At 65.5% G+C, this 20,134-nt stretch carries 20 protein-coding genes and 1 tRNA gene; 10 read left to right on the forward strand and 11 right to left on the reverse strand.

Annotated elements, in window-relative coordinates; genetic code table 11:
• Positions 1 to 6 precede the first annotated feature (6 nt).
• The 5 genes from bcsN to KDJ86_RS07270 form a co-directional block, all read right to left on the reverse strand.
• Positions 7 to 798, reverse strand: a complete 792-nt coding sequence (gene bcsN / locus KDJ86_RS07250) for a cellulose biosynthesis protein BcsN (RefSeq protein WP_291744422.1) — start codon at positions 796 to 798, stop codon at positions 7 to 9.
• Between the two features lie 437 nt (positions 799 to 1,235).
• Positions 1,236 to 2,219, reverse strand: coding sequence for a phosphoglycerate dehydrogenase (locus KDJ86_RS07255; protein WP_291744424.1), 984 nt, complete (start codon positions 2,217 to 2,219; stop codon positions 1,236 to 1,238).
• Positions 2,216 to 2,905: an acylneuraminate cytidylyltransferase family protein gene (locus KDJ86_RS07260; protein WP_291744426.1), complete on the reverse strand. Its 690-nt coding sequence runs from the start codon at positions 2,903 to 2,905 to the stop codon at positions 2,216 to 2,218. The genes KDJ86_RS07255 and KDJ86_RS07260 overlap by 4 nt, the downstream gene beginning before the upstream one ends.
• Positions 2,902 to 3,951 carry a glycosyltransferase family 2 protein gene (locus KDJ86_RS07265; RefSeq protein ID WP_291744428.1) on the reverse strand — a complete coding sequence of 350 codons (1,050 nt, stop codon included), beginning with the start codon at positions 3,949 to 3,951 and terminating at the stop codon, positions 2,902 to 2,904. Before KDJ86_RS07265 ends, KDJ86_RS07260 begins: the two co-directional genes overlap by 4 nt.
• A gap of 266 nt (positions 3,952 to 4,217) precedes the next feature.
• Positions 4,218 to 5,231, reverse strand: coding sequence for a sterol desaturase family protein (locus KDJ86_RS07270; RefSeq protein ID WP_291744430.1), 1,014 nt, complete (start codon positions 5,229 to 5,231; stop codon positions 4,218 to 4,220).
• A gap of 190 nt (positions 5,232 to 5,421) precedes the next feature.
• Here KDJ86_RS07270 and KDJ86_RS07275 point away from each other — a divergent pair, with 190 nt between their 5' ends.
• Positions 5,422 to 6,084 (forward strand): RraA family protein, encoded by a 663-nt coding sequence (locus KDJ86_RS07275; protein WP_291744432.1) that lies wholly within the window; start codon positions 5,422 to 5,424, stop codon positions 6,082 to 6,084.
• Positions 6,085 to 6,293: 209 nt separating this feature from the next.
• Here the strand turns inward: KDJ86_RS07275 and KDJ86_RS07280 are convergent, their stop codons facing one another.
• Complete coding sequence (locus KDJ86_RS07280) at positions 6,294 to 7,208, reverse strand: sugar phosphate isomerase/epimerase family protein (RefSeq protein WP_291744434.1); 915 nt, start codon at positions 7,206 to 7,208, stop codon at positions 6,294 to 6,296.
• A gap of 103 nt (positions 7,209 to 7,311) precedes the next feature.
• Between KDJ86_RS07280 and KDJ86_RS07285 the strand changes: the two genes are divergently transcribed.
• The 6 genes from KDJ86_RS07285 (at position 7,312) to nanR (ending at position 14,064) form a co-directional block, all read left to right on the forward strand.
• The gene (locus tag KDJ86_RS07285; RefSeq protein ID WP_291744436.1) at positions 7,312 to 8,151 is read left to right on the forward strand and encodes a phosphogluconate dehydrogenase C-terminal domain-containing protein; all 840 of its coding nucleotides are present in this window, start codon (positions 7,312 to 7,314) and stop codon (positions 8,149 to 8,151) included.
• A gap of 364 nt (positions 8,152 to 8,515) precedes the next feature.
• Positions 8,516 to 9,508, forward strand: coding sequence for a sugar ABC transporter substrate-binding protein (locus KDJ86_RS07290; protein ID WP_291744438.1), 993 nt, complete (start codon positions 8,516 to 8,518; stop codon positions 9,506 to 9,508).
• A 70-nt stretch (positions 9,509 to 9,578) separates the two neighbouring features.
• A complete protein-coding gene (locus KDJ86_RS07295) occupies positions 9,579 to 10,697 on the forward strand; it encodes an ABC transporter permease (RefSeq protein WP_291744440.1) in 1,119 nt (372 codons plus the stop codon).
• Positions 10,697 to 12,196 carry a sugar ABC transporter ATP-binding protein gene (locus KDJ86_RS07300; RefSeq protein ID WP_291744442.1) on the forward strand — a complete coding sequence of 500 codons (1,500 nt, stop codon included), beginning with the start codon at positions 10,697 to 10,699 and terminating at the stop codon, positions 12,194 to 12,196. The genes KDJ86_RS07295 and KDJ86_RS07300 overlap by 1 nt, the downstream gene beginning before the upstream one ends.
• Positions 12,193 to 13,173 carry an ABC transporter permease gene (locus KDJ86_RS07305; RefSeq protein WP_291744443.1) on the forward strand — a complete coding sequence of 327 codons (981 nt, stop codon included), beginning with the start codon at positions 12,193 to 12,195 and terminating at the stop codon, positions 13,171 to 13,173. Before KDJ86_RS07300 ends, KDJ86_RS07305 begins: the two co-directional genes overlap by 4 nt.
• A gap of 150 nt (positions 13,174 to 13,323) precedes the next feature.
• Positions 13,324 to 14,064: a transcriptional regulator NanR gene (nanR, locus tag KDJ86_RS07310; RefSeq protein WP_291744445.1), complete on the forward strand. Its 741-nt coding sequence runs from the start codon at positions 13,324 to 13,326 to the stop codon at positions 14,062 to 14,064.
• 83 nt (positions 14,065 to 14,147) lie between these two features.
• Here nanR and KDJ86_RS07315 read toward each other — a convergent pair.
• Positions 14,148 to 14,224: transfer RNA gene (locus KDJ86_RS07315), tRNA-Arg, on the reverse strand.
• A 136-nt stretch (positions 14,225 to 14,360) separates the two neighbouring features.
• Here KDJ86_RS07315 and KDJ86_RS07320 point away from each other — a divergent pair.
• Both KDJ86_RS07320 and KDJ86_RS07325 read left to right on the forward strand, forming a co-directional pair.
• Entirely contained in the window at positions 14,361 to 15,197 is an 837-nt protein-coding gene (locus tag KDJ86_RS07320; RefSeq protein ID WP_291744447.1) for a thermonuclease family protein, read from the forward strand.
• Between the two features lie 74 nt (positions 15,198 to 15,271).
• Positions 15,272 to 16,675 carry a M48 family metalloprotease gene (locus tag KDJ86_RS07325; protein WP_291744449.1) on the forward strand — a complete coding sequence of 468 codons (1,404 nt, stop codon included), beginning with the start codon at positions 15,272 to 15,274 and terminating at the stop codon, positions 16,673 to 16,675.
• A gap of 40 nt (positions 16,676 to 16,715) precedes the next feature.
• On the opposite strand, the gene KDJ86_RS07330 is transcribed toward KDJ86_RS07325, so the two are convergent.
• Together KDJ86_RS07330 and KDJ86_RS20575 are read right to left on the reverse strand one after the other, a co-directional pair.
• On the reverse strand, positions 16,716 to 17,579 hold the full coding sequence (locus KDJ86_RS07330; protein WP_291744451.1) for an RNA polymerase factor sigma-32: 864 nt from the start codon (positions 17,577 to 17,579) through the stop codon (positions 16,716 to 16,718).
• A gap of 179 nt (positions 17,580 to 17,758) precedes the next feature.
• A complete protein-coding gene (locus KDJ86_RS20575) occupies positions 17,759 to 18,328 on the reverse strand; it encodes a CarD family transcriptional regulator (protein ID WP_367116768.1) in 570 nt (189 codons plus the stop codon).
• A 52-nt stretch (positions 18,329 to 18,380) separates the two neighbouring features.
• Here KDJ86_RS20575 and KDJ86_RS20580 point away from each other — a divergent pair, with 52 nt between their 5' ends.
• Complete coding sequence (locus KDJ86_RS20580) at positions 18,381 to 18,908, forward strand: hypothetical protein (RefSeq protein WP_367116769.1); 528 nt, start codon at positions 18,381 to 18,383, stop codon at positions 18,906 to 18,908.
• A 350-nt stretch (positions 18,909 to 19,258) separates the two neighbouring features.
• On the opposite strand, the gene fdxA is transcribed toward KDJ86_RS20580, so the two are convergent.
• Both fdxA and KDJ86_RS07345 read right to left on the reverse strand, forming a co-directional pair.
• The gene (gene fdxA / locus KDJ86_RS07340; RefSeq protein WP_291744455.1) at positions 19,259 to 19,597 is read right to left on the reverse strand and encodes a ferredoxin FdxA; all 339 of its coding nucleotides are present in this window, start codon (positions 19,595 to 19,597) and stop codon (positions 19,259 to 19,261) included.
• Positions 19,598 to 19,727: 130 nt separating this feature from the next.
• Positions 19,728 to 20,126: an RNA-binding S4 domain-containing protein gene (locus KDJ86_RS07345; RefSeq protein WP_291744457.1), complete on the reverse strand. Its 399-nt coding sequence runs from the start codon at positions 20,124 to 20,126 to the stop codon at positions 19,728 to 19,730.
• Positions 20,127 to 20,134: the final 8 nt, after the last annotated feature.

A 20,134-nucleotide genomic window follows, 5' to 3' on the forward strand; every position in this document is an offset into this window, starting at 1 on the left:
TCCTCATCAGCCCTCCGGTCCGGGAACACGGGCGTAGCTGCCGGGGGATTCCGGCTCGGGCAGTGGGACAATGGGCCCCTCGACGACCGGGGGGGGCGCCGGTGCCGGCTTCGGCCTCGAGGGGGCCGGACGGACCGGCTTCGGTTCGACCGGAAGCGTCGGTTCGAAAGGCGCCGACACGCCGCCGAGGCTCTCGCTGACCGGCGGCGGCTTGCCGTAAGGGTTCCAGAGGGGCGAGGGCAGGTAGCCGACGATGGTGAAGCCGTACATCACCGAAAGCAGCTGCTGCTCGCTGGCGCGGGCATCGCAGAGCCGCAGCCGGATGCCGACCGAGCCCGTCGTCGGCAGGATCTGGTCCTGGTGGCGGCCGATATGCTGCCAGGCATAGAGGCAACGGTCGCCGGTCGAGGCGATGCCGGTGGCGAAGCCGAAGGGCCCGTATTTGTTCTGGGCGTAAAGCTGCGAGCGCCTCATCGGGACGCCGAGCAGGTACCAGTTGAATTCCTTGGCGATCTGCGACGGCGAGATCGAGTTCGGGCCGAGGGCGTTGTCCTGGACGGTGGTGTAGCCGACCGGGCCGTAGAGGGTGATGTTGAGGAAGTTCTGTCCCGACACCCTGGCGTTGGTCTCGAGGATCGTCTCGCGGACGATGGCGTCCTTGAAACGCTTCTCGAGGACGCCGACCGTCGCCGGCCCGCCCGGCGGCAGCGTGACGAAGGACTGGTTGGCCGGGAGCTCGGTCTTGACCCCCGCGATCCGCGGTCCCGACGCGCAGCCGGCGAGCGAACAGAGCAGCAAGAGAGCGACCGACAGCCGTCCGCCCCGACGCGGCGAAGCGCGCCTGGCAGCAAGCGCGATTCCTGACGGGGTGGGCTCGGCCAAGATCAATCACACGGGTTGGGCTCGGCCGCGGCGAAAGCCGTCGGCAAAAAGCGGCCAATTTCCAGTGGATTAACCGTGTCGAATTATGCTTAACGAAGTCCTAATATCGGCGGTTTCAGGCGGGTTTGAGCCCGGTTTTCGGCACCGGCCGGACATCCGTCGACCGGTGGTGGCCCGCAGCGGCGCCGCGACACCAAGATCAGCCTCCAACCACAGTATCGCGTTGGCCGCGCGCGAATCACGGCCCGACGGTGAACAGCCGGCGCCGCTCGGCCCGTCACGGCGGCATCCCGCCCGGTTTCGCGATCGCGGGAATGGCGGAAAGAAAGCGGAATCCGCGCTCTTGCGGGCCGTCAGGCAGCGACCAGCGGCACCAGTCGCGGCGGCTGGCCGGAGAGACCGAAGAGATCGAGGGCGAGATCGACGGTCAGGCGGTTGACCCGATCGACCGCCTCGGCGGTGTTCGAGCCGTTATGGGTGCCGAACATCAGGTGGTCGAACTTGCGGAGCGGGCTGTCCATGGGCAGCGGCTCGGTCTCGAAGACGTCGAGCGCGGCGGTCGCCACCTTGCCGCTTTCGAGCGCGGCGACGAGCGCCGGTTCGTCGATGATCGGACCTCGGGCGACGTTGACGATGCGCACGCCGTCCTTCATCCGCGCGAAGGCGTCCGTCGAAAGGAGATGGAAGCTCTCCGGCGTCAGGGCGCAGGTGACGACGATGAAATCGCTGTCGGCAAGCAGGCGGTCGAGACTGACCTGGGCCGCGCCCTCGCGTTGCATGAGCGCCGGATCGATCTCGGCCGGATCATAGCCGATCACGGTCATCCCGAAGGCGGCGAGCCGACGGCAGGTCGCCCGGCCGATGCCGCCGAGGCCGATGACGCCGGCGGTGCATCGGGACAGCGAGGTGCCCTCGACCTTGAGCCAGCCGCCCGACCAGACCGACGCGCTCATCCGGTGGAGGCCACGGGCGAGGTTGACGACATAGGCGGCCGCGCAGTCGGCGACCTCCTCCGAGAAGACGCCCGGCGTGTTGTAGACGGCGATGCCGAGCTCGGCGGCGGCGGCCTTGTCGATACCGTCGGTGCCGATGCCCCATTTGATGATCGCCTCGAGCCCCGTCGCCTTGCCGGCCTCGAGGACCGGGCGGCCGATGATGTCGTCGCCGGCGATCACCAGCCGCTGCCCGACGATGACCTTCTCCATCTCGGCGGAATCGAGTTGCTGTCCGTCGACCGGAGGGATGCTGACCTGGATGCCATGCCCTTCGATCTCGGTACGGAAGCGCTGATAGTGGCGCATCAGGTGGCCACAGGTAACGAGCAGGGTATGGGTCATGCCTTCAGTCGTCCTTCCGCGCGTTCCCGATAGACGACCTCGGCAATGCGGAAGTTGATTTCCTCATCGATATCAACGGCTTCCCATGGCGACATCTCGAACATATAGGGGCGCCGTCCGAGACGGTTGCGGGTTTCAAGCAAGGTGTCGCCGCCGAAGATATAGAGGCAGGAATTCTCCTCGTAGAGCGGCGGCAGGTCCTGGGTTCTCAAGAGGATATTGGCGTTGTGATTGACCGGCCGGCAGAGCTGGTCCCACAGGCGGGTCTGATGCGCCGTCACCGAGAACAGGCTGTCGTAGTTCGGATAGTTCTTCTGGAAGGTCTCGACCGCGCCGTCGATCGTCTCGGTGGTGATCAGCGGGTTGGTCGAATGGGTCTGCAGATAGAAGCGCGACGGGACCTGCGCCATGTCGTGAAGCAGCACCTCGTTCATCGGGGTGGTGCCGTCGGTCAGATGGGCGGGCCGCTCGATCAGCACGACCGAGGGATATTTCTCGGCGCATTGCTCCATGATGATCGGCGAATCCGTATCGATGACCACCTTCTCGACCGCCTTGCAGGCGAGGAGCACGTCGAGGACATGCTGGTAGAGGGGGCGGCCGTCTCCGAATGCCCGGTAGTTCTTTCCGGGCACGCGTTCCGAGCTGTGCCGCATCGGCATCAGTGCAACGATTTCGTGGGTCATACCGACGTGGATGCTTTCGATACGGATGGAGGATTCACTTCGGTCGAAACCGACAGGTCGTCTTCGTAGCTGATCCGCGCCCTCGACGCATGGGCCGACGTGTGGCCGACATGCGCCGGACCGTGGTGGCTCTCGGCGTCCGGCGGGAAGTAGAAGCGGTTCTTGATCTCGCTGGTGACCTCGGCCTGGAAACGATGGCCGAGATACGTGCCCCAGAACTGGTTGAAGCGGAACAGAAGGATGCCGCCGAACTCGCGGCGGAGCTGCCCCTCGCGCGCCGCCTGCCGGCTGTCGGCAATCACGGTGCGGACGGTCAGCGTGGCGAAATCGAGGATGGAGAAACGCAGGCCGGGCTCGATGCTGCGCAGCGCCATCGCCTCGCGGCGGTAGCGGTTGCGGACGCGTCCCCAGGATTCGTCGTGGACATGGATCACCTCCGCCTCGCTGGCATAGGAGATCTGGATGCCGCTGCGCTTCAGCTCCTTGGACCAGGCGATGTCCTCCAGCCCGGTCAGCGTCTCGTCATAGGGACGGGTCTGCCAAAGGCTGCGGCGGATGGCGCAATTGGCGTTGTTGCAGAAATAGCTCGACTGGCGGTGGGCCGACTGGTTCGGGAACCACTTGGCGAAAATCTGCCGCTCGGAGAATTTGGTGATCTCGTTGCCGCGCTGCATGCCGTAGACGAGGCCGACGGCGGCATCGTCGAAGGGCTCGACCATCCGCTCGAGCCAGTCGATCCGTGTCGGATAGACGTGGGCGCTGGCGAAGACCAGGATGTCGCCATGGGCGGCCTCGCAACCGACATTCAGGGACCGGCCGAAGGAGAATTCCGCCTTGGGGATCGGGACGATGCGGGCACCGTAGGACTGCGCGATCGGCACGGTATCGTCGGTCGAGCCGGAGTCGACGAGGATGACCTCGAAATCCTGACGTGACTGGAGGGCGAGTCCCGCGAAAAGGCGACCGATGAAGCGCTCTTCGTTATAGGCGCGGATAACAACCGATATTTTCGGCCTGCTTCCGGAAACCTGATGTGAATCAGACATCTACCCGTCTCTGTCAGCGCGCCCCGCCAGACCTTCAGCCCGCATCGAACCGGCCGCGGGACTGCTCCCCGACCCTTGGCCCGACGCATCGTGATATATCCGAGGGCGGCGCGCAAAGTAAAGCGCGCCAACGGTCGCGCCGCAGCACCGTTCCGGGCTTTCCCGGCGGGTGTGTCATTGTTGCGGGCAGCGGCCGCAACCGCCGGCAAACGGGACAAAGGGACCGACGATCACCGCGAGGCGCCCGAGGAAGCCGGTGACGGGCCTCAGGACTCCGCCGCGGTCGGGAAGCTCCGCTTCATCCGGCGCGCCTTCATCGCCTCCTGGGCCTCGGGCGTTCCGTCGTGGAAGGTGCCGAACCACCGGTCGAGCGGCACCATGCCGTCGGCATAGTTCACCTCGAAATATTTGTGGTGGAGATAGTGGGCGTAATACGAGGTGTCCATGCTCGTCTCGTCGCCCATCACCACCCGGTCGAATCCGGTGTGGCCCTGCGCCGGCGCCACGCCGAGCCGCGACGCGAGGTTGATCATGTGGATCGGATGGGACGGAATGAGGAAGAAAAGCAGGATGGTGGAGAAATAGGCAACGTGCTCGATCGGATGCATCGACAGGCCGGACCACGGTCCCGGATTGACGTTGCGATGATGCAGGCTATGGGCGATCCGGTAGAGCGGCGGCCAGTGCATCAGGCGGTGGGCGAGGTAGAAGCCGACCTCGTGGATGAAGGGGACGATGAAGAACACCGCCACGAACCACACCGGATAATCGCCGAAGGTGATCAGCGGCGCGATGTCGTTGGCATAGGCCCACAGCAGCAGCACCTCATAGGCGGTCCAGATCGGCACGCCGCTCGCGAGCGTGTGGAACATGTTGTCCCAGGTCTGGTTGCCGAAGGCGAAGGCGGCGGATTTTTCCTTCGGCCACTGGCGATTGTATTTGAACAACGTTCCCTGCTTCCGCCAGGAATACAGCCAGAGATGCCAGGCTCCGTAGACGGCGACCGCGAGGCCGAGATTGCGGACGAGGATGATGGCGACCCAGCCGATCGAGAAGTCGCGCATGGTTTCCAGCGACGGGGTGAGGAATTCCCAGATCAGGATCGCGGCGACGGCATAGAGCAGGTTCCAGGGAAGGAAATATCCCGGGAAGCCGAAGAAGAACTTCAGGAGGGCACGGGGATCGGGTGGCCAGTCGAAAACCGGCCCATAGCTCACCGGCTTGTTCGGCACCCAGTAAGCACCGCGCGCATCCAGCTTGCCGTATCTCGAATCGTCCATGGCCGCATCCTCCCCGACCGATGATACCACCTTGTCACCTCCCCGCGCAGCCTCCCCGTGGCGGAGCATTCATGCGGCGCGGGCAGGCGTTCCCTGATCGTGTCGCCGGGCGCGCCGGCGGGGTCTATGCCGCATCGCGTGTCCCGGGCTATTCCCTTTCCCGGTTCCAACCAGGCCAGGAAGGACTGACATGACCGTGCTTGTTCATCCCGTTTCCGGATCGATGCTTGCGGCCGAGGAGATCGAGGCCTGGCGGATGATCCCCGTCGCGGTCGCGGTCGACCTGACGCGCGACATCGGGCAGATCGATCCGGCCATACGTCCGCTCAACCCGCCGGGACGGCAGCCGCGCCTGTTTGGTCGCGCCGTGACCGCGCGTTGCGAGCCGCCGGATTTCGGCGCGGTGGTCCATGCGCTGGATGTCGCCGGCCCCGGCGACGTGTTGATGATCTCCGCAGCGGGCAATGCCGACTTCGCCATGATCGGCGAGGTCCTCGGCGGATACCTGCGGCGGCGCGGCTGCGCCGGCCTGGTCTGCGATGGCGCGGTTCGCGACGTCGGCACCCTGGCGGGCTGGCCGAACTTTTCCGTCTATGCGCGGTCGATCACGCCACGCGGGCCGGAATCCGCCGAACGAGGGGCGGTCAACGCGCCCGTCGTGATCGGCGGGCAGCCGGTATCGGCCGGCGACCTTGTGATCGGCGACGATGACGGGGTCGTCGCCCTGCCGCCGGAGGCCGCCCGCTCCCGGATCGGGGCCGCGCAAGGCAGGCTCGCCCTCGAAGCCGAGTGGCAGCAAAGCCTGGCAAGCGGACGAACGGCGGCGGAGACCTTCGGTTCCGGGACGGCCTGATCCGGCGCCCGGCCGCCAGGCAAGCCTGGCGGCGAGGCGGTCGTGGAAAGACGCGGTCCTCCGGGAGCGTTCGGGCGGTGCGGATCGTGCCGGCGGCCATCACGGTGCCATCCCGCGTCGCGTTCCACGACGGGGTGGCGTCGTCGCCCGTCCCGCGAAATGGGGGGCGTGCCAGAAGGCTCCTCCGGCCGCCACGTCCTGAAGCGCGCCTATTGCCGGGACGGCCCGTCCGGTGACGACACCTGGATGTCGGGCCTGGCCAGGTGCGTGCGGACGAAACCGAGGCTGCGCCGCACGGCGGCGACGACCTCGCTGCTCGAAGGCGCCCTGGCCTGCCGCACGGGGTCTCCCCGCCCTGGTCGCCTAAGCCGGATCGGATGCTCGATCCCGACCGGAATGCCGGCCTCGCGGATCGCGCCGAAGACCTCATCGTTGTAATTCACTACACCCTCTCCGATCGGACAATAGACCCAGTCAGCGCCCGACTCGCGCACATCCTTCAGATGAATATGCGCGCTGAATGGCAACGCCGCCTTCAGGTCGTCCAGCGCGTCGGTCTTGCGGCCGCCGTAGGTGAGCGCATTGCCGATGTCGTAGTTCAGTCGAAGATTGGGATGGGCGATCGCCGCCACGATTCGGGCGGATTCCTGTCCGGCCGGCAACAGGGCATCGGCTCCGTGGCCGGGGTTCTCGATTGCAAGCGTAACACCTGTGGAGGCGAAGGCGTCCAGCACCCCGCCGAGCAGGGCCTCAAACGTTGCTCGCCGCTCCAAGGTCGTGGCGTTGGAAATCAGGATCGAAGCGCCGGCCGCCGCGGCGAAATCGAGGCGGCGCAGGAGCTTCCCGGCGCTCTCGGCACGACCAAGATCCATATGCGCGGACAGCGCCCGAAGAGCCAGGCCGGCATCGGCGGCCGCGGCTGCCAGCGCGTTGCCGTTCCTCTCGGAGAACGTGGTCTCGTCGAACGGCATATAGCCGTCGATGTATGCGGGTTCGACCGCCGTCGCGCCGGCTTGCGCGATCATCTCAAGGCCCCGTCGGAACGAGGCGCCGTCGGTCACGACGGTCGATACGGATATCTGGGGCGACGCCTCGCGGTCGCCGTTCCCGACGCCTTTCGACACCAGACTTCTCCATGACATCGTTGATGTTATGATGGTATACTGAGTATGCTATCCGAAGATCAAGCCGGAGCAGACAACCGGCTGGGCGATGCGGGGGGAGCAAATGACGCGTTCGGTTGCCGTATTCGGGGCGGGCGGAAAAATGGGCTTCCGCGTCGCCAAGAAGCTGTTCGATGCCGGCTACGACCTGCGGGCGATCGAGATCGGCGAAGCAGGCAAGAAGCGTCTCACCGACGGCGGCATCGAGCCGGTGGGCATCGATGCCGGTCTCGACAGGGCCGAGGTCGTCGTGCTGGCCCTGCCCGACAACATCATCGGCAAGGTCGCGGCCGAGATCGAGCCGAAGCTGCCGGCCGGCACGATGCTCCTCATCCTCGATGCGGCGGCGCCCTACGCGGATGACCTTCCCAAGAACCGCCCGGACCTGACGTATTTCGTCGGCCATCCCTGCCACCCGCCGCTCTATAACGACGAGACCGAATGGGACGCGCGCCGCGACTATCACGGCGGCGTCGCCAAACAGGCGATCGTGTGCGCGCTGATGCAGGGGCCGGAAGCGCATTACGCCGTCGGTGCAGAGATTTGCGAGGCCATGTGGTCACCGGTCACGACCACGCATCGCGTGACGACCGAACAGCTGGCGATTCTGGAGCCCGGCCTCTCCGAGATGCTCGCCATGTGCATGGTCGACGTCATGTGCGAGGCGGTCGACGAATGCGAGACCAAATACGGCATCCCCCGGCAGGCCGCGCATGACTTCCTGATCGGCCATCTCAATGTCGAGATCGCAATGTGGTTCGGCTATTCGCCGAAGGTTCCATCCGATGCCGCGCTGCGCCTGCTGAGATTCGGCAAGTCGAAGATCATGCGCGAAGGCTGGCGCGATGCGCTTTCGCCCGCGGTCGTGCGCGAGGCGGCGGAGCTGATCGTCAATGCCAAGTAGGGCGGCGCCCGCGATCCGGGCTCGGTGCGGGCGGGCCGGTCGATGACCTGTCGCGGCGCCCTGATCGGATGCGGTTTCCTCGCTGAGGATCACATGGATGCCCGGGCCGGGATCGGCGGTACGGAAATCGCTGCCGCCCGCGGTCTCGGCGTGACGTTCGCCATCGGGTCCTTGCGAGCCGGCGAGGCCGTGGTGCCGCCGCCTCGCCAAGGAATCAACCAGCCGGCGCCGCGATGAAGCGCGCCGAAACGAAGGGATGCCGAGCGCCGCGGGGCGAGATGCAAATCCTGGTTTCGGGTTGCCCGGACCTTGATGGGAGCGACCGCTCCCGACCACCACACCAGCAAATGATGGGAGGAAGACCATGAGATCGCTGACATCCACCGTAACTGCCTCGCTGATCGCCCTTGGCGGAATCGTGGCCGGTACCTCGGCCAACGCGGCGACGATCTGCTTCGCCTTCCAGGATCTGGAGACGGAATTCTGGGTCGCCGGTCACAAGGCGATCACCACGACGCTTGCCGACCAGGGCCATACCGTCCTGGAGCGGAACGCAAACGAGGATGCCAACAAGCAGCTCGAGCAGATCAAGGATTGTATCGCCCAGGGCGTCGACGGCATCATCGTCATCCCGCAGGATGGCGAGAGCGCAGTGACCATCGTCAAGGAGGCTCAGTCGGCCGACGTGCCGATCGCCGTGTTCAACCGGCCGCCCACCGACACCTCCAAGGGCATCGTCGTCGTCGCCGACAACAAGACCATCGCCGAGCAGGCGGTCGACTACATCGTCGAGGAAGCTCTGGCCAAGGCTCCCGCCGACAAGACGCTGAACGCGATCATCATCGTCGGCGACCTGGGCGACCCCAACGCCGTGGGCCGCAAGGACGGCTTCTATGCGGCGATCGACAAGCACAAGGATCGCTTCAACGTCGTCGAGGTCGCGTCGAAGTGGGATGCCGCCACGGCGCTCGCCAACCTGGAGGCGGCGGTGACCGCGAACCCGGAGGTGGACCTCCTCTTCACGTCCTCCGACTTCCTGTTCCCGACCATCCGTTCGGTCTTCGAGCCGCGCGGCCTCTGGAAAAAGCCGGGCGAGGACGGGCACGTGATGATGGCCGGGCTCGACGGTGACAAGACCGCCTGCCAGCTGATCAAGGACGGCTACGTCGATGCCACCGGCGTCCAGGACCTCTACTTCGAGGCGGATGCGTCGCTGAAGGCCATCCTGGCGGCCATCGATGGCGGCGAGGCCCAGCCGAATGAAGTCGTGCAGGATCCCGGCTTCGCGCTGACGCAGGCCAACCTCGGCACTGATGAAATGAAGATGTGGGGCTGCGTCCTTCTCGCTGGCAAGTAACGTTCCCCGACGAGAGCAACCATCGGGCAGGCCGATCGCTGCCTGCCCGATGGGCCTGCGGAGCCCGCAAATGCCGTCAGCCGCCTCCAGCCCATCCCGGAAATGGGCGTCGAGACTGTTTCTCTCGGACTATTTCGTCCTCTACCTGTCGCTGGCCTATGTCGCCATCCTGGCGCCGTTCCTTCCGACGCTCCTCAATCCGGCCAATATTTCCAACGTCCTTTCAAACCTGTGGCCGCTGCTGGTGGTCGCGACCGGACAGACCTTCATCCTGGCCACCGCCGGGATCGATCTCAGCCAGGGCGCCGTCATCGCCGTGACGTCGGTGATAGGTGCGATGCTGATCGCCGTCACCGGCAACGCGGCCGTGCTTTCGAACGCGCCGATCTGGGGTGTCTTCATTGGCGAGCAGGGCGGGATTCTCGCCGGCAGCATCGGCGGCATCGCCGTTGCCATCGCCATCATGATGCTTGTCGCGATCCTGATCGGCCTGCTGAACGGGGTGTCCGTGGCCGTCTTCGGCATGCCGGCCTTCATGGTGACGCTGGTGACCATGATCGTCATCGGCGCCGTGGCGATCTATCTTTCGCTTTCCGAAAACATCAGCAACCTGCCGGATGCCTTCGTCACCCTCGGCAAGGGCGATCTCGTGTCGGTCTATTTCGGGGCGCAGGACGAAAGCAAAATCCCCCGCAAGATCATCTATTCCTTCGTGACCTATCCGATGGTCATCGCCGTGGCGGTCGCCGTCGCGGCTCACTATCTCCTGAACCGGACCGTGTTCGGGCGCCAGGTCGTTGCCGTCGGTTCCAACAAGCGCAACGCCGAGGTCTCGGGCATCCCGGTGCGGCGGGTGATCGTCGCGGTCTTCGTCATCTCCGCCGTCTGCGCGGCGATCGGCTCGATCCTCTACTCGGCCCGGCTGGAGGCGGGCCGTCCGACGCTGGGCGCCGGCACCTTCCTTCTCGACGTGATCGGCGCAACCGTGATCGGCGGCACGAGCCTCTTCGGCGGCAAGGCGAAGATCATCTGGACCTTCTTCGGCGTGCTGTTCTTCGTGCTCCTGTCGAATACGCTCAACCTGATGAACCTGTCCGCCTTCCAGGTCGACATGGTCAAGGGCGCGGTCATTCTCGCCGCGGCCCTTCTCGACGTGCTGCGAACCCGGCTGACCCGGGAGTTGACGTGATGGGCGACCTGCTGGCGTTCGAGGGGCTGTCGAAAAGCTGGTTCGGCGTGCCGGCGGTCTCCGATCTGACCCTGGCGATGCGTGAGAATTCGCTCCTCGGGGTGATCGGGCAGAATGGCGCCGGCAAGTCGACGCTCATGAACATGATCGGCGGGATCGTTGAGCCGACGAGCGGCCGGATGCGATGGAAGGGCGCGGATTACGAGCCGAAATCGGCCGCCGATGCGAGCGAGGCGGGCATCGCCTTCATCCATCAGGAACTCAATCTTTTCACCAACCTGACCGTAGCGGAGAACCTCTACATAGATGGTTTTCCGCGAAAATTCGGGATGATCGATTGGGCGACGATCAACGAGCGCACCCGACATATCCTCGGACGGCTGGCCCTCGACGTCGAGCCGTCGGTGAATGTCGGCCACCTGTCGCCCGGCGAGCGTCAGCTCGTCGAGATTGCCCGCGCGCTTCACAACGAGGCCGAGCTCGTCATCTTCGACGAGCCGACGACCTCGCTGACCCCGCGCGAAACGGAGCGGCTCTTCGAAACCATCGCCACACTGCGGGGGGAGGGGCGTTCCATCGTCTACATCTCCCACATCCTGAGCGACGTGAAGAAGCTGTCGGACGACGTCGCGGTCCTTCGTGACGGCAAGTTGGTCGACCAGGGGCCAGCGAGCGATTTCTCCATCGCGCGCATGATCCGCTCGATGATCGGACGCGACCTTGGCGGCCAATTCCCGGAACGCAGCAACACGCCGACGACCAGCGCCATCCTGTCCGCCCGATCCCTGTCGCAGCCGGGCGTTCTGCAGGATGTCTCCATCGCGGTGAATCGAGGTGAGATTCTTGGATTATTCGGCCTCATGGGCGCCGGCCGCAGCGAATTGGCGCGGGTCATCTTCGGCCTTGATCCGCACGAGACCGGCGAGATCGAGATCGATGGCAAGCCGCTCGCCGGCGGTCCGCGCGAGCGCATCGCCGCCGGGCTCGCCTTCGTCACCGAAGACAGGCGCGCGGAGGGACTCATGCTCGAGGCGCCGATCGCCGAGAATCTCGCCCTGGTATCGATCGACCGGTTTGGCAAAAAGCCCTTCATGCTGGTCGATCGCGAACGGGTGGCGGAAGAAACCGAGGCGATGAAGGACAACCTTTCGATAAAGGCGGGCAACATCGCCCGCCAGCCGGCCAAGGCCCTGTCGGGCGGCAACCAGCAGAAGGTCGTGATCGGAAAATGGCAGATGCAGTCGCCGAAGCTCTTCATCCTCGATGAACCGACTCGCGGAGTCGATGTCGGCGCCAAATACGAGATCTACACGCTGATCGACCGGATCGCGGCCACCGGCGGCGGTATTCTGATGATTTCCTCCGAGCTCGAAGAGCTGCTCGGCATGGCGGATCGCATCGTCGTGATGAATCGCGGCGAGGTGGTCGGCGAGGTCGGTCGCGACGAGTTCGATCGCGAGACCATCCTTTCAATGGCATTCCGCGAGGTGATCGCGTGACCCGGTCGATGGACAAGATCAGCGATTTCGTCTTCCGCAACGCCACCTATCTGATCTTCGCCGGCGTGCTGATCTACTACGGCATCCAGGCGCCGTCATTCCTGACCCCGGAAAGCCTCGTCAACATCGTCAAGCAGGCGTCGTTTACCGGCATCGCCGCCGTCGGAATGACTTTCGTGCTTCTGACCGCCGGCATCGACCTGTCCGTCGGCTCGGTCATGTTCCTCGCGCCGCTGATGGCAGGCTATGTGATGCGCGACCTCGGCATGCCGGTGCCGGTCGCCGTGGTTGCCGCTGTCCTGACCGGCGTGGTCCTCGGCTCGATCAACGCCATTCTGATCGTTCGCCTGCGTGTCATCCCGTTCATCACGACACTGGCGACGCTCTTTCTCTTTCGCGGGTTCGGTACCTGGCTGACGAGCTCGCAGCAGTTCGACTTTCCGGATGAAATCCGCGCCTTCGGCCTTTCCGGTGTGTTCGGCATTCCGACGCCGATCATCGTCTTCACGGCCGTCGCATTGGTGGCGCATCTTGTCCTGGCGCATACGGAATTCGGCCGCCAGGTATATGCGTTCGGCAATTCTCCGGAAGGCGCGCGGAAGGCGGGGCTCAAGGTTGGCTGGATCCAGGCGCGGGTCTACATCATCTGCTCGGCCTGTGCGGCGCTTTCGGGCTTCATGCTGATCGCCCAGATCGGCCGACTCGATGCCGCTTTCGGCGAAGGGGCCGAATTCGACGTGATCGCCGCCGCCGTGCTCGGCGGCGCGAGCCTGTTCGGTGGCATCGGCTCCGCCTTCGGGGCGGTGATCGGCGCGACACTCATCCAAACGGTAAAGCTCGGCCTGGTTTTCACAGGCGTCAACCTGTATCTGCAGCCAATCATTCAGGGCGTTATCATCTTCATCGCGGTCCTCGTTGACGGCATGCGCGAGAAGCAGGTCCTGGCGAAGATGAAACGAACGATCCGTCCATTGTAGGATGCCGAGCGGAAATCAGTCTGAGCGAGGGATCCAACGGGGGAAGCGCATCCAGTACCTGGGCCGCGGGATTGCTTCTGACCGGGCCGTTTGCCAATTGGGCGGCAACTCGCAATATGAAGCCGAACAGGTTTCGAATCGAAGGCACGTGTGAAACAGCGCGCACCCGAACAGATCGAGAAGCGACGCCTCTATCAGGAGGTGATGGAGCGTCTGATCTCCCTCATCAAGGAGGGCGGCCTGCGCCCCGGCGACAGGCTACCGTCGGAGCGCGCGCTCATGGAACGCTATGGCGTTGGCCGGCCGGCCGTCCGCGAGGCGCTGCAGAACATGGCCAATATCGGCCTGGTCACCCTGACACAGGGCGAAAGGGCGAGTGTCGCGGCGCCAAGCTTCTCGAACCTGATACAGACCGTGTCGCTCACCACCAAGGGCATTTTGAGACACAGCAGCGAGAGCCTCGATGACCTGAAGGAGGCGCGGCTCCTGTTTGAATCGCAGATGGTGCGCCTTGCCGTCGAACGCGCAACGGACGAACAGATCATGGTGCTGGAACAACGCCTGAAGGAGCACTCGGGATCCCTCGACAACCTCGGTACGTTCTTGCACCACGACATGCTGTTTCATCGCGAGATCGCCGCCATGACCGGCAACTCGATCTTCCCGCATCTGAGCGAGGCGCTGATCGGGTGGCTCGCCGAGTTCCACCTCGAACTCGTTCGACTTCCGGGCGCCGAGCAGCTGACCCTGTCCGAGCACGCATCGATTTTCGACGCGGTCAAGGCACGTGACGCCGATGCCGCCGAAGAGGCGATGCGCAATCACCTGACCCGGGCCAACAAGCTTTACCAGCATCTCCTTCCGGAGAGCCTCCCTTCCGATACCGCCTGAACAAGCGCGACCCGAATCGTCGAGCTTCGTCCAGAAGGTCCTGGCGGTCGCTTCCAGGCGCAGCTCCGGCTGATCCGAAAAACTGGTGACCCCGACAGGATTCGAACCTGTGACCCTCAGATTAGGAATCTGATGCTCTATCCTGCTGAGCTACGGGGCCCCACCAAGCGAGGACCGGATAGCGCCGGTCCTGTATCATCCGCAGTGTAATAGCTTGCCGGGCCGGTGGCGACAACACGCCAGGTTCCGGCGGCGGGAGCGCGGGGACAGGGGTAGCAGGGGGAGCGGACACGCCGGTGGCGGAGCAGGTGGCGGGGTGTGGCATCAAGCGACGGACCGGGCGGCGGGCCCGGGGCCTCGGCCTGGCCGGGCTGCTCGTCGCGGGCGCGATGGCGCCGGTATCGGCCCTCGCGGCGGAGGGATGTCCGTCGTTGCCGACCGAGAGGCTGGCCGCGGTCGAGGCGATCGATGGCGACACCATCGCGCTGGAGGGTGGCGGGGTCCTCAAGCTCGCGGGGATCGAGGCGGCCGGCTCGCCGGGATTTGGCGATTCCTTTCAGGCCACCGCGGCTCGCGGCGCGCTCGAATCGCGGATTGCCGGGCGGGAACTCGGGCTCGTGCCGGTCGGCCCCGCGGCCGATCGCTACGGCCGCCGACATGCCCAGGTATTCCTTCCCGACGGAACCTGGCTGCAGGAGGCGCTTGTCGGGCTCGGCTGGGCGCGTGTCCATCCGGTCGCGGGGGAGAGGGCCTGCGTCGTGGCCCTTCTGGAGGCGGAAAGACAAGCGCGGGCGGCGGGACTCGGGGTCTGGTCGGACAGAAGGTCGGGCCCCCGGAGGGCCGATGATCCTTCGCTTTCGCAACGAAGCGGCTTATATGAAGTCGTTGAAGGGCGGGTGCAGTCGGTCGGGCACGGGTCGTATATGGTATTTCTGGATTTCGGCCGGAACTATCGCCGCGATTTCACGGCCATGATACCCGCGCCGGTCGCCGAGCGCCTTGCCAATGCCGGAATTCCGTCGGATTCCCTGAAGGGCCGGTATGTTCGGGTGCGCGGCGTGATCGAGGAAAGCGGCGGTCCGGCGATCCGGATCGATGATCCGGTCGTGCTGGAGGTTTTGGACGGCAGGTAATGGCGTTGGTGGCGGGATCAGTGTCTCGCGGCGTTCGGGAGCGTCGGAAGCGGCTCGCAACGGCTTGCGGGCTGATGCTTGCCGCTGCGCTGCTGGCCGGCTGCAATTCGCTGATGAATGCCGGCAGCATCGGGCCCAATGCCGCGATCGTCGGCAAGGACGTGTCGTCCGGGCCCGAGGAACATGCCCGCATCGTCGCCGCCTATGGCGGCATCTATCACGACGCCAAGCTCGAGCAGAACGTCGCGCGGATCGTCGGGCGGATCGTCGCCGCGTCCGACCAGCCCGACCAGCCCTACCGGATCACCATCCTCAACGCGCCGGCGATCAACGCCTTCGCCCTGCCGGGCGGCTATCTCTACGTGACCCGTGGGCTCCTGACGCTCGCCAACGATTCCTCCGAGGTCGCCGCGGTGCTGGCGCATGAGATGGCGCATGTCACCGCCAACCACGCGATCGAACGCCAGAACAAGGCCCGTAACGCCGTCATCGTCAGCCGGGTCGTCACCGACGTGCTCGAGGACGACGACGGCCGCCTCGCGCTCGCTTCCAGCCAGCGTTCGCTGGCGAGCTTCTCGCGCCAGCAGGAGCTCGAGGCCGACGCGATGGGGGTCAAGACGATCGGCCGGGCGGGCTACGATCCCTTCGCCGCGGCGCGCTTCCTCGCGACGATGGCGGCTTACGCGAATTACCGCTCGGCCTCCGGCCCGACGCTGGAAAAGGCCCCTGATTTCCTCGCCTCGCACCCGTCGACGCCGCAACGGGTCGAATTCGCGACCAAGGCGGCACGGCAGTTCGGCGCGCCCGGTATCGGCGACCGCGACCGTGACCGCTATCTCGCGGGTATCGACGGCGTCGTCTACGGCGACGATCCGAGCCAGGGCTATGTGCGCGACCGCACCTTCATCCATCCGACGCTCGGCGTCGGCTTCTCGGTTCCCGACGGCTTCGTCATCGACAATACCAGCGACGCGGTGCTCGCCACCGGCGCGGACGGCACAGCGCTCCGCTTCGATGCTGTCGCGCTCGTCAAAGGGGCGGATCTCGGCCAGTACCTCGCGTCCGGCTGGGTGAACGGGCTCGACGAATCCTCGATCAGGCGATTCTCGGTCAACGGCATGCCGGCCGCCTCGGCCAATGCCAGCGCCAAGGGATGGGAGTTCCGCATCGCCATCGTCCAGGCCCCGACCGGCGCGACCTACCGCTTCATCTTCGCGAACGAGGAAGCGACGAAGGGGCTGGACCACGCCGCGTCGCTGACGGTGTCGAGCTTCCAGAAGCTCGACCAGCAGGCGCTTGCCAGGCTTCGGCCGCTCAGCATCAAGATCGTCAAGGCGCGGCCCGGAGACACACAGGCGACGCTCGCCGCGCAGATGCGCGGCGTGAACCGGCCGCAGGAGCTTTTCCGGGTGCTCAACGACTTCGACCCCGGTGCGCCGGTTCCTGCCGGCACACGCGTCAAGGTCGTCACCGACTGACCGACGGGCGGAGCAGCCCGCGCCGGAGGCGTGTCCCGATCTATATGAAGGTGGCGCGGTCGGGATTCTCGCGCAGCAGCGCCGTCCTCAGCTTTTCCAGCGCCCGGTTCTCGATCTGGCGCACACGCTCCTTGGATATGCCGAGGCTTTCGCCCAGGGATTCCAGCGTCGCGCCATCGTCCTGCAGCCGCCGTTCGCTGACGATCCGCAATTCCCGCTCGTTCAGCACGGTCAGGGCGGACCGCAGCCACTCCATCCGCCGTTCGGTGTCGATGGTGTCGCTCACCGTCTCGTCGGGCAGCGGCACGCTGTCGACGAGGAAATCCTGGCGGTCCGAGGTTCCGCCATCGGCTTCGCCAAGCGGCGCGTTGAGCGACGTATCCGGTCCCGACAGGCGGGAATCCATCACTTCGACATCGTTCTTCGAGACACCGACGGCGCTGGCGATCTCGGCGAAGATCAACTGGCGCGGTCGCGGATCGGCCGACTGGGACAGCCGCGCCCGCAGCCGGCGGAGATTGAAGAACAGCGCCTTCTGCGACGAGGAGGTTCCGCCGCGGACGATCGACCAGTTGCGCAGGATGTAGTCCTGGATCGAGGCGCGGATCCACCAAGTGGCGTAGGTGGAGAAACGAACCTCGCGCTCCGGCTCGAACCGCGCCGCCGCTTCCAGGAGGCCGACATGGCCCTCCTGGATCATGTCGCTCATCGGCAGGCCGAAATTGCGGAACCGCGCCGCGATGGCGATGACGAGGCGCATATGGGCCTGGGTCAGGCGGTGAAGCGCGGCCTGGTCCTTCGCTTCCCGCCACTGGACCGCGAGCTCATGCTCTTCCTCGCGCTCCAGATACGGCGCGCGCATCGCCGCCCTGACGAAGTCCTGCGATCCGGCTGCCCTGCCCATCGAAATGTCTCTTCCGCGCGACGTGCCAATGAGTCGAGGGAAGCTTAGCGGCTTGCAGGCGATGCCGGTCACACAATGCCGTGATGGGGGGCAAGCCCTTTTTGCGGTTCAGGAAATAGCATTCGGGCGCCGACCGGCCGGCCGACGCCCGAATGGAAAAACGGCGGAAAAAGCGGCGATCAGGCCGCCTTGTCCTGTGCTTCCTCGGCCTCGCCTTCGGGCTTCGCGCCGCGGCGCGGGCTCTTGGCAAGGTTCTGCTCGATCTGGCGGATCGCCTCGGTCTCCGAGATGCGACTGACCGAGGAAATCTCGCGAGCCATGCGGTCGAGCGCCGCTTCGTAGAGCTGGCGTTCGCTGTAGGACTGCTCGGGCTGGCTCTCGGACCGGTAGAGGTCGCGGACCACCTCGGCGATGGCGATCAGATCACCCGAATTGATCTTGGCTTCGTATTCCTGGGCGCGGCGGCTCCACATCGTCCGCTTGATCCGGGCGCGACCGCGCACGGTTTCGAGCGACTTCTTGACGGTGGCGGCGTCGGCAAGCTTGCGCATGCCGACCGAGGTCGCCTTCGGCACCGGAACACGCAGTGTCATCTTGTCCTTGATGAAGCTGATGACGAAGAGGTCGAGCTTGATGCCCGCGACCTCCTGGGTGTCGATGCCCACGATACGGCCAACGCCATGTGCCGGATAAACAATATGCTCTCCGGTCTTGAACTCGGAACGCGCGGTTGGCTTCTTCACAGGCATGCTGGTTTCAACTCCATTCTGCGCGGGGAGGCGCGCTTTTGCGGGAACTGCTTTGCTGTCAGCCGCCGGCGCTGCCGGCGCCGGCTTCGTGACAGCGGCTGCTACGACCGGCCTTGCCGGCGGAGCCTTGATCTTCTTCGCCGCCACGGTCTTGGCCGTGGCCGCCCTGGCGGCGGGTTTCGCCGAGGATTTCCTAGCCGCCACCGGGGGCTTTGCCGCCTTCACCGCAGGCTTGCCGCCCTTGGCAGCGGCGACCTTTTTTGCCGTGGCCGGCCTGGCCGCGGGCTTCGGCGCCTTGGTCCTGGCGGAAGATGCGGCCTTGGGAGCCGCCTTCGCCGGCGCCCTGGCCTTGCCCGTCGCGCCCTTGCGGGCAGCGGCCGGGGCGGTGGTCTTTTTCGCGGCGGTCTTCTTCGCGACCGTCTTCGTGGCCGCTGTCTTCTTCGCGGCGGGCCTGGCCGTGGTCTTGCCGGCAGGCTTCGCCGTCGTTGCCTTTCGCGCCGCGGACGCCGAGCGCTTCGGCGCGGCCGCCTTGGACGATCGCGACGACCCGGCCGGTTTCCTCGCGGTTGCCGCGGCCTGACCCGATGGACTGCCCTTTTTCGCCTTGGACTTGGTCGTCGACATGTTACTCACGCCTCCACTCGGCACCAGCGCGGACAATCCTGCAACCGCCTTAGCGGCGACACGATCCCTTCCGGCGAAGCACGCCGGTCAAACAGCCGACCGCTGGGGATTGGTCAACGCAAACAAGGCGCGCGTTTTGCGCGCAAAGCGCCTGATTACTCCAACAATGAGGGCAATATAGCACAAAATCCGGAAATTTCAATGGTTTACCGCAGCCACGGTAAATCAATCCGGGCAATTAGACATTTTCGACCCAAATGAATGCTGCGATGCGCAACAAAGGGGATCGCCGGGGATGCGTTCGGCTCAATCTCCTTCGCCGGGCTCGGGCGAGAAGTATTTCTCGAACTTGCCCTCGACGCCCTCGAACTCCTTGGCGTCGGCCGGCGCGTCATGGCGCGCGGTGATGTTCGGCCACTTCGACGCGTAATCCGCGTTGACCGACAACCACTTTTCCACTCCCGGTTCGGTGTCCGGCTTGATCGCGTCAACCGGGCATTCGGGTTCGCAGACGCCACAATCGATGCATTCGTCGGGATGGATGACCAGCATGTTCTCTCCCTCGTAGAAGCAATCGACGGGGCAGACTTCGACGCAATCCGTGTATTTGCAGCGGATGCAATTGTCGTTGACGATATAGGTCACCGGGATTCCTCGATTGGCGGGACGTCAGGCGGGAGATCGTGATTTTTCGTGGATTGGGTATCCGGTTTGGCGGGGGCGCGCAAGAAATGGCGATGCGGCCTCAAGGCGCGGGGCAGCGGCGACATTCCGCTCAATCGGCGGTCGGAGGAAAATCGTCGTCAACCGGCGCGACCGAGAGCAGGCTGTCGAGCTTGCGCCGGTCCCGCTTCGTCGGTCGCGGGCCGATCCTCCGCGCCTCGGACCGGTCGCGCGGCGGCTCGGGCAGGGTAAGGTCCTCGTAGAGGAGGCGGGCCTCGCTCGCCGGGCCGCGCCGTTCGCCGAGGCCGACGACGCGAAGCACCCGCACCCCGGATCCGAGCCCGACCGTCAGGACGTCACCGATCCGGATCGTGCGGCTGGCGCTGGTGTTCTTTTCGCTGTTGACCCTTACGCTGCCGGAAATTGCCAGCTTCTGCGCCGCAGTCCGGGTCCTCGCGAGGCGGACATACCAGAGCCACTTGTCGATGCGCCGACCCGCTCCGGCCGCCACCGCCGGCG

This window comes from Bauldia sp. (genome assembly GCF_020442045.1).
Taxonomy (GTDB): Bacteria; Pseudomonadota; Alphaproteobacteria; order Rhizobiales; family Kaistiaceae; genus Bauldia.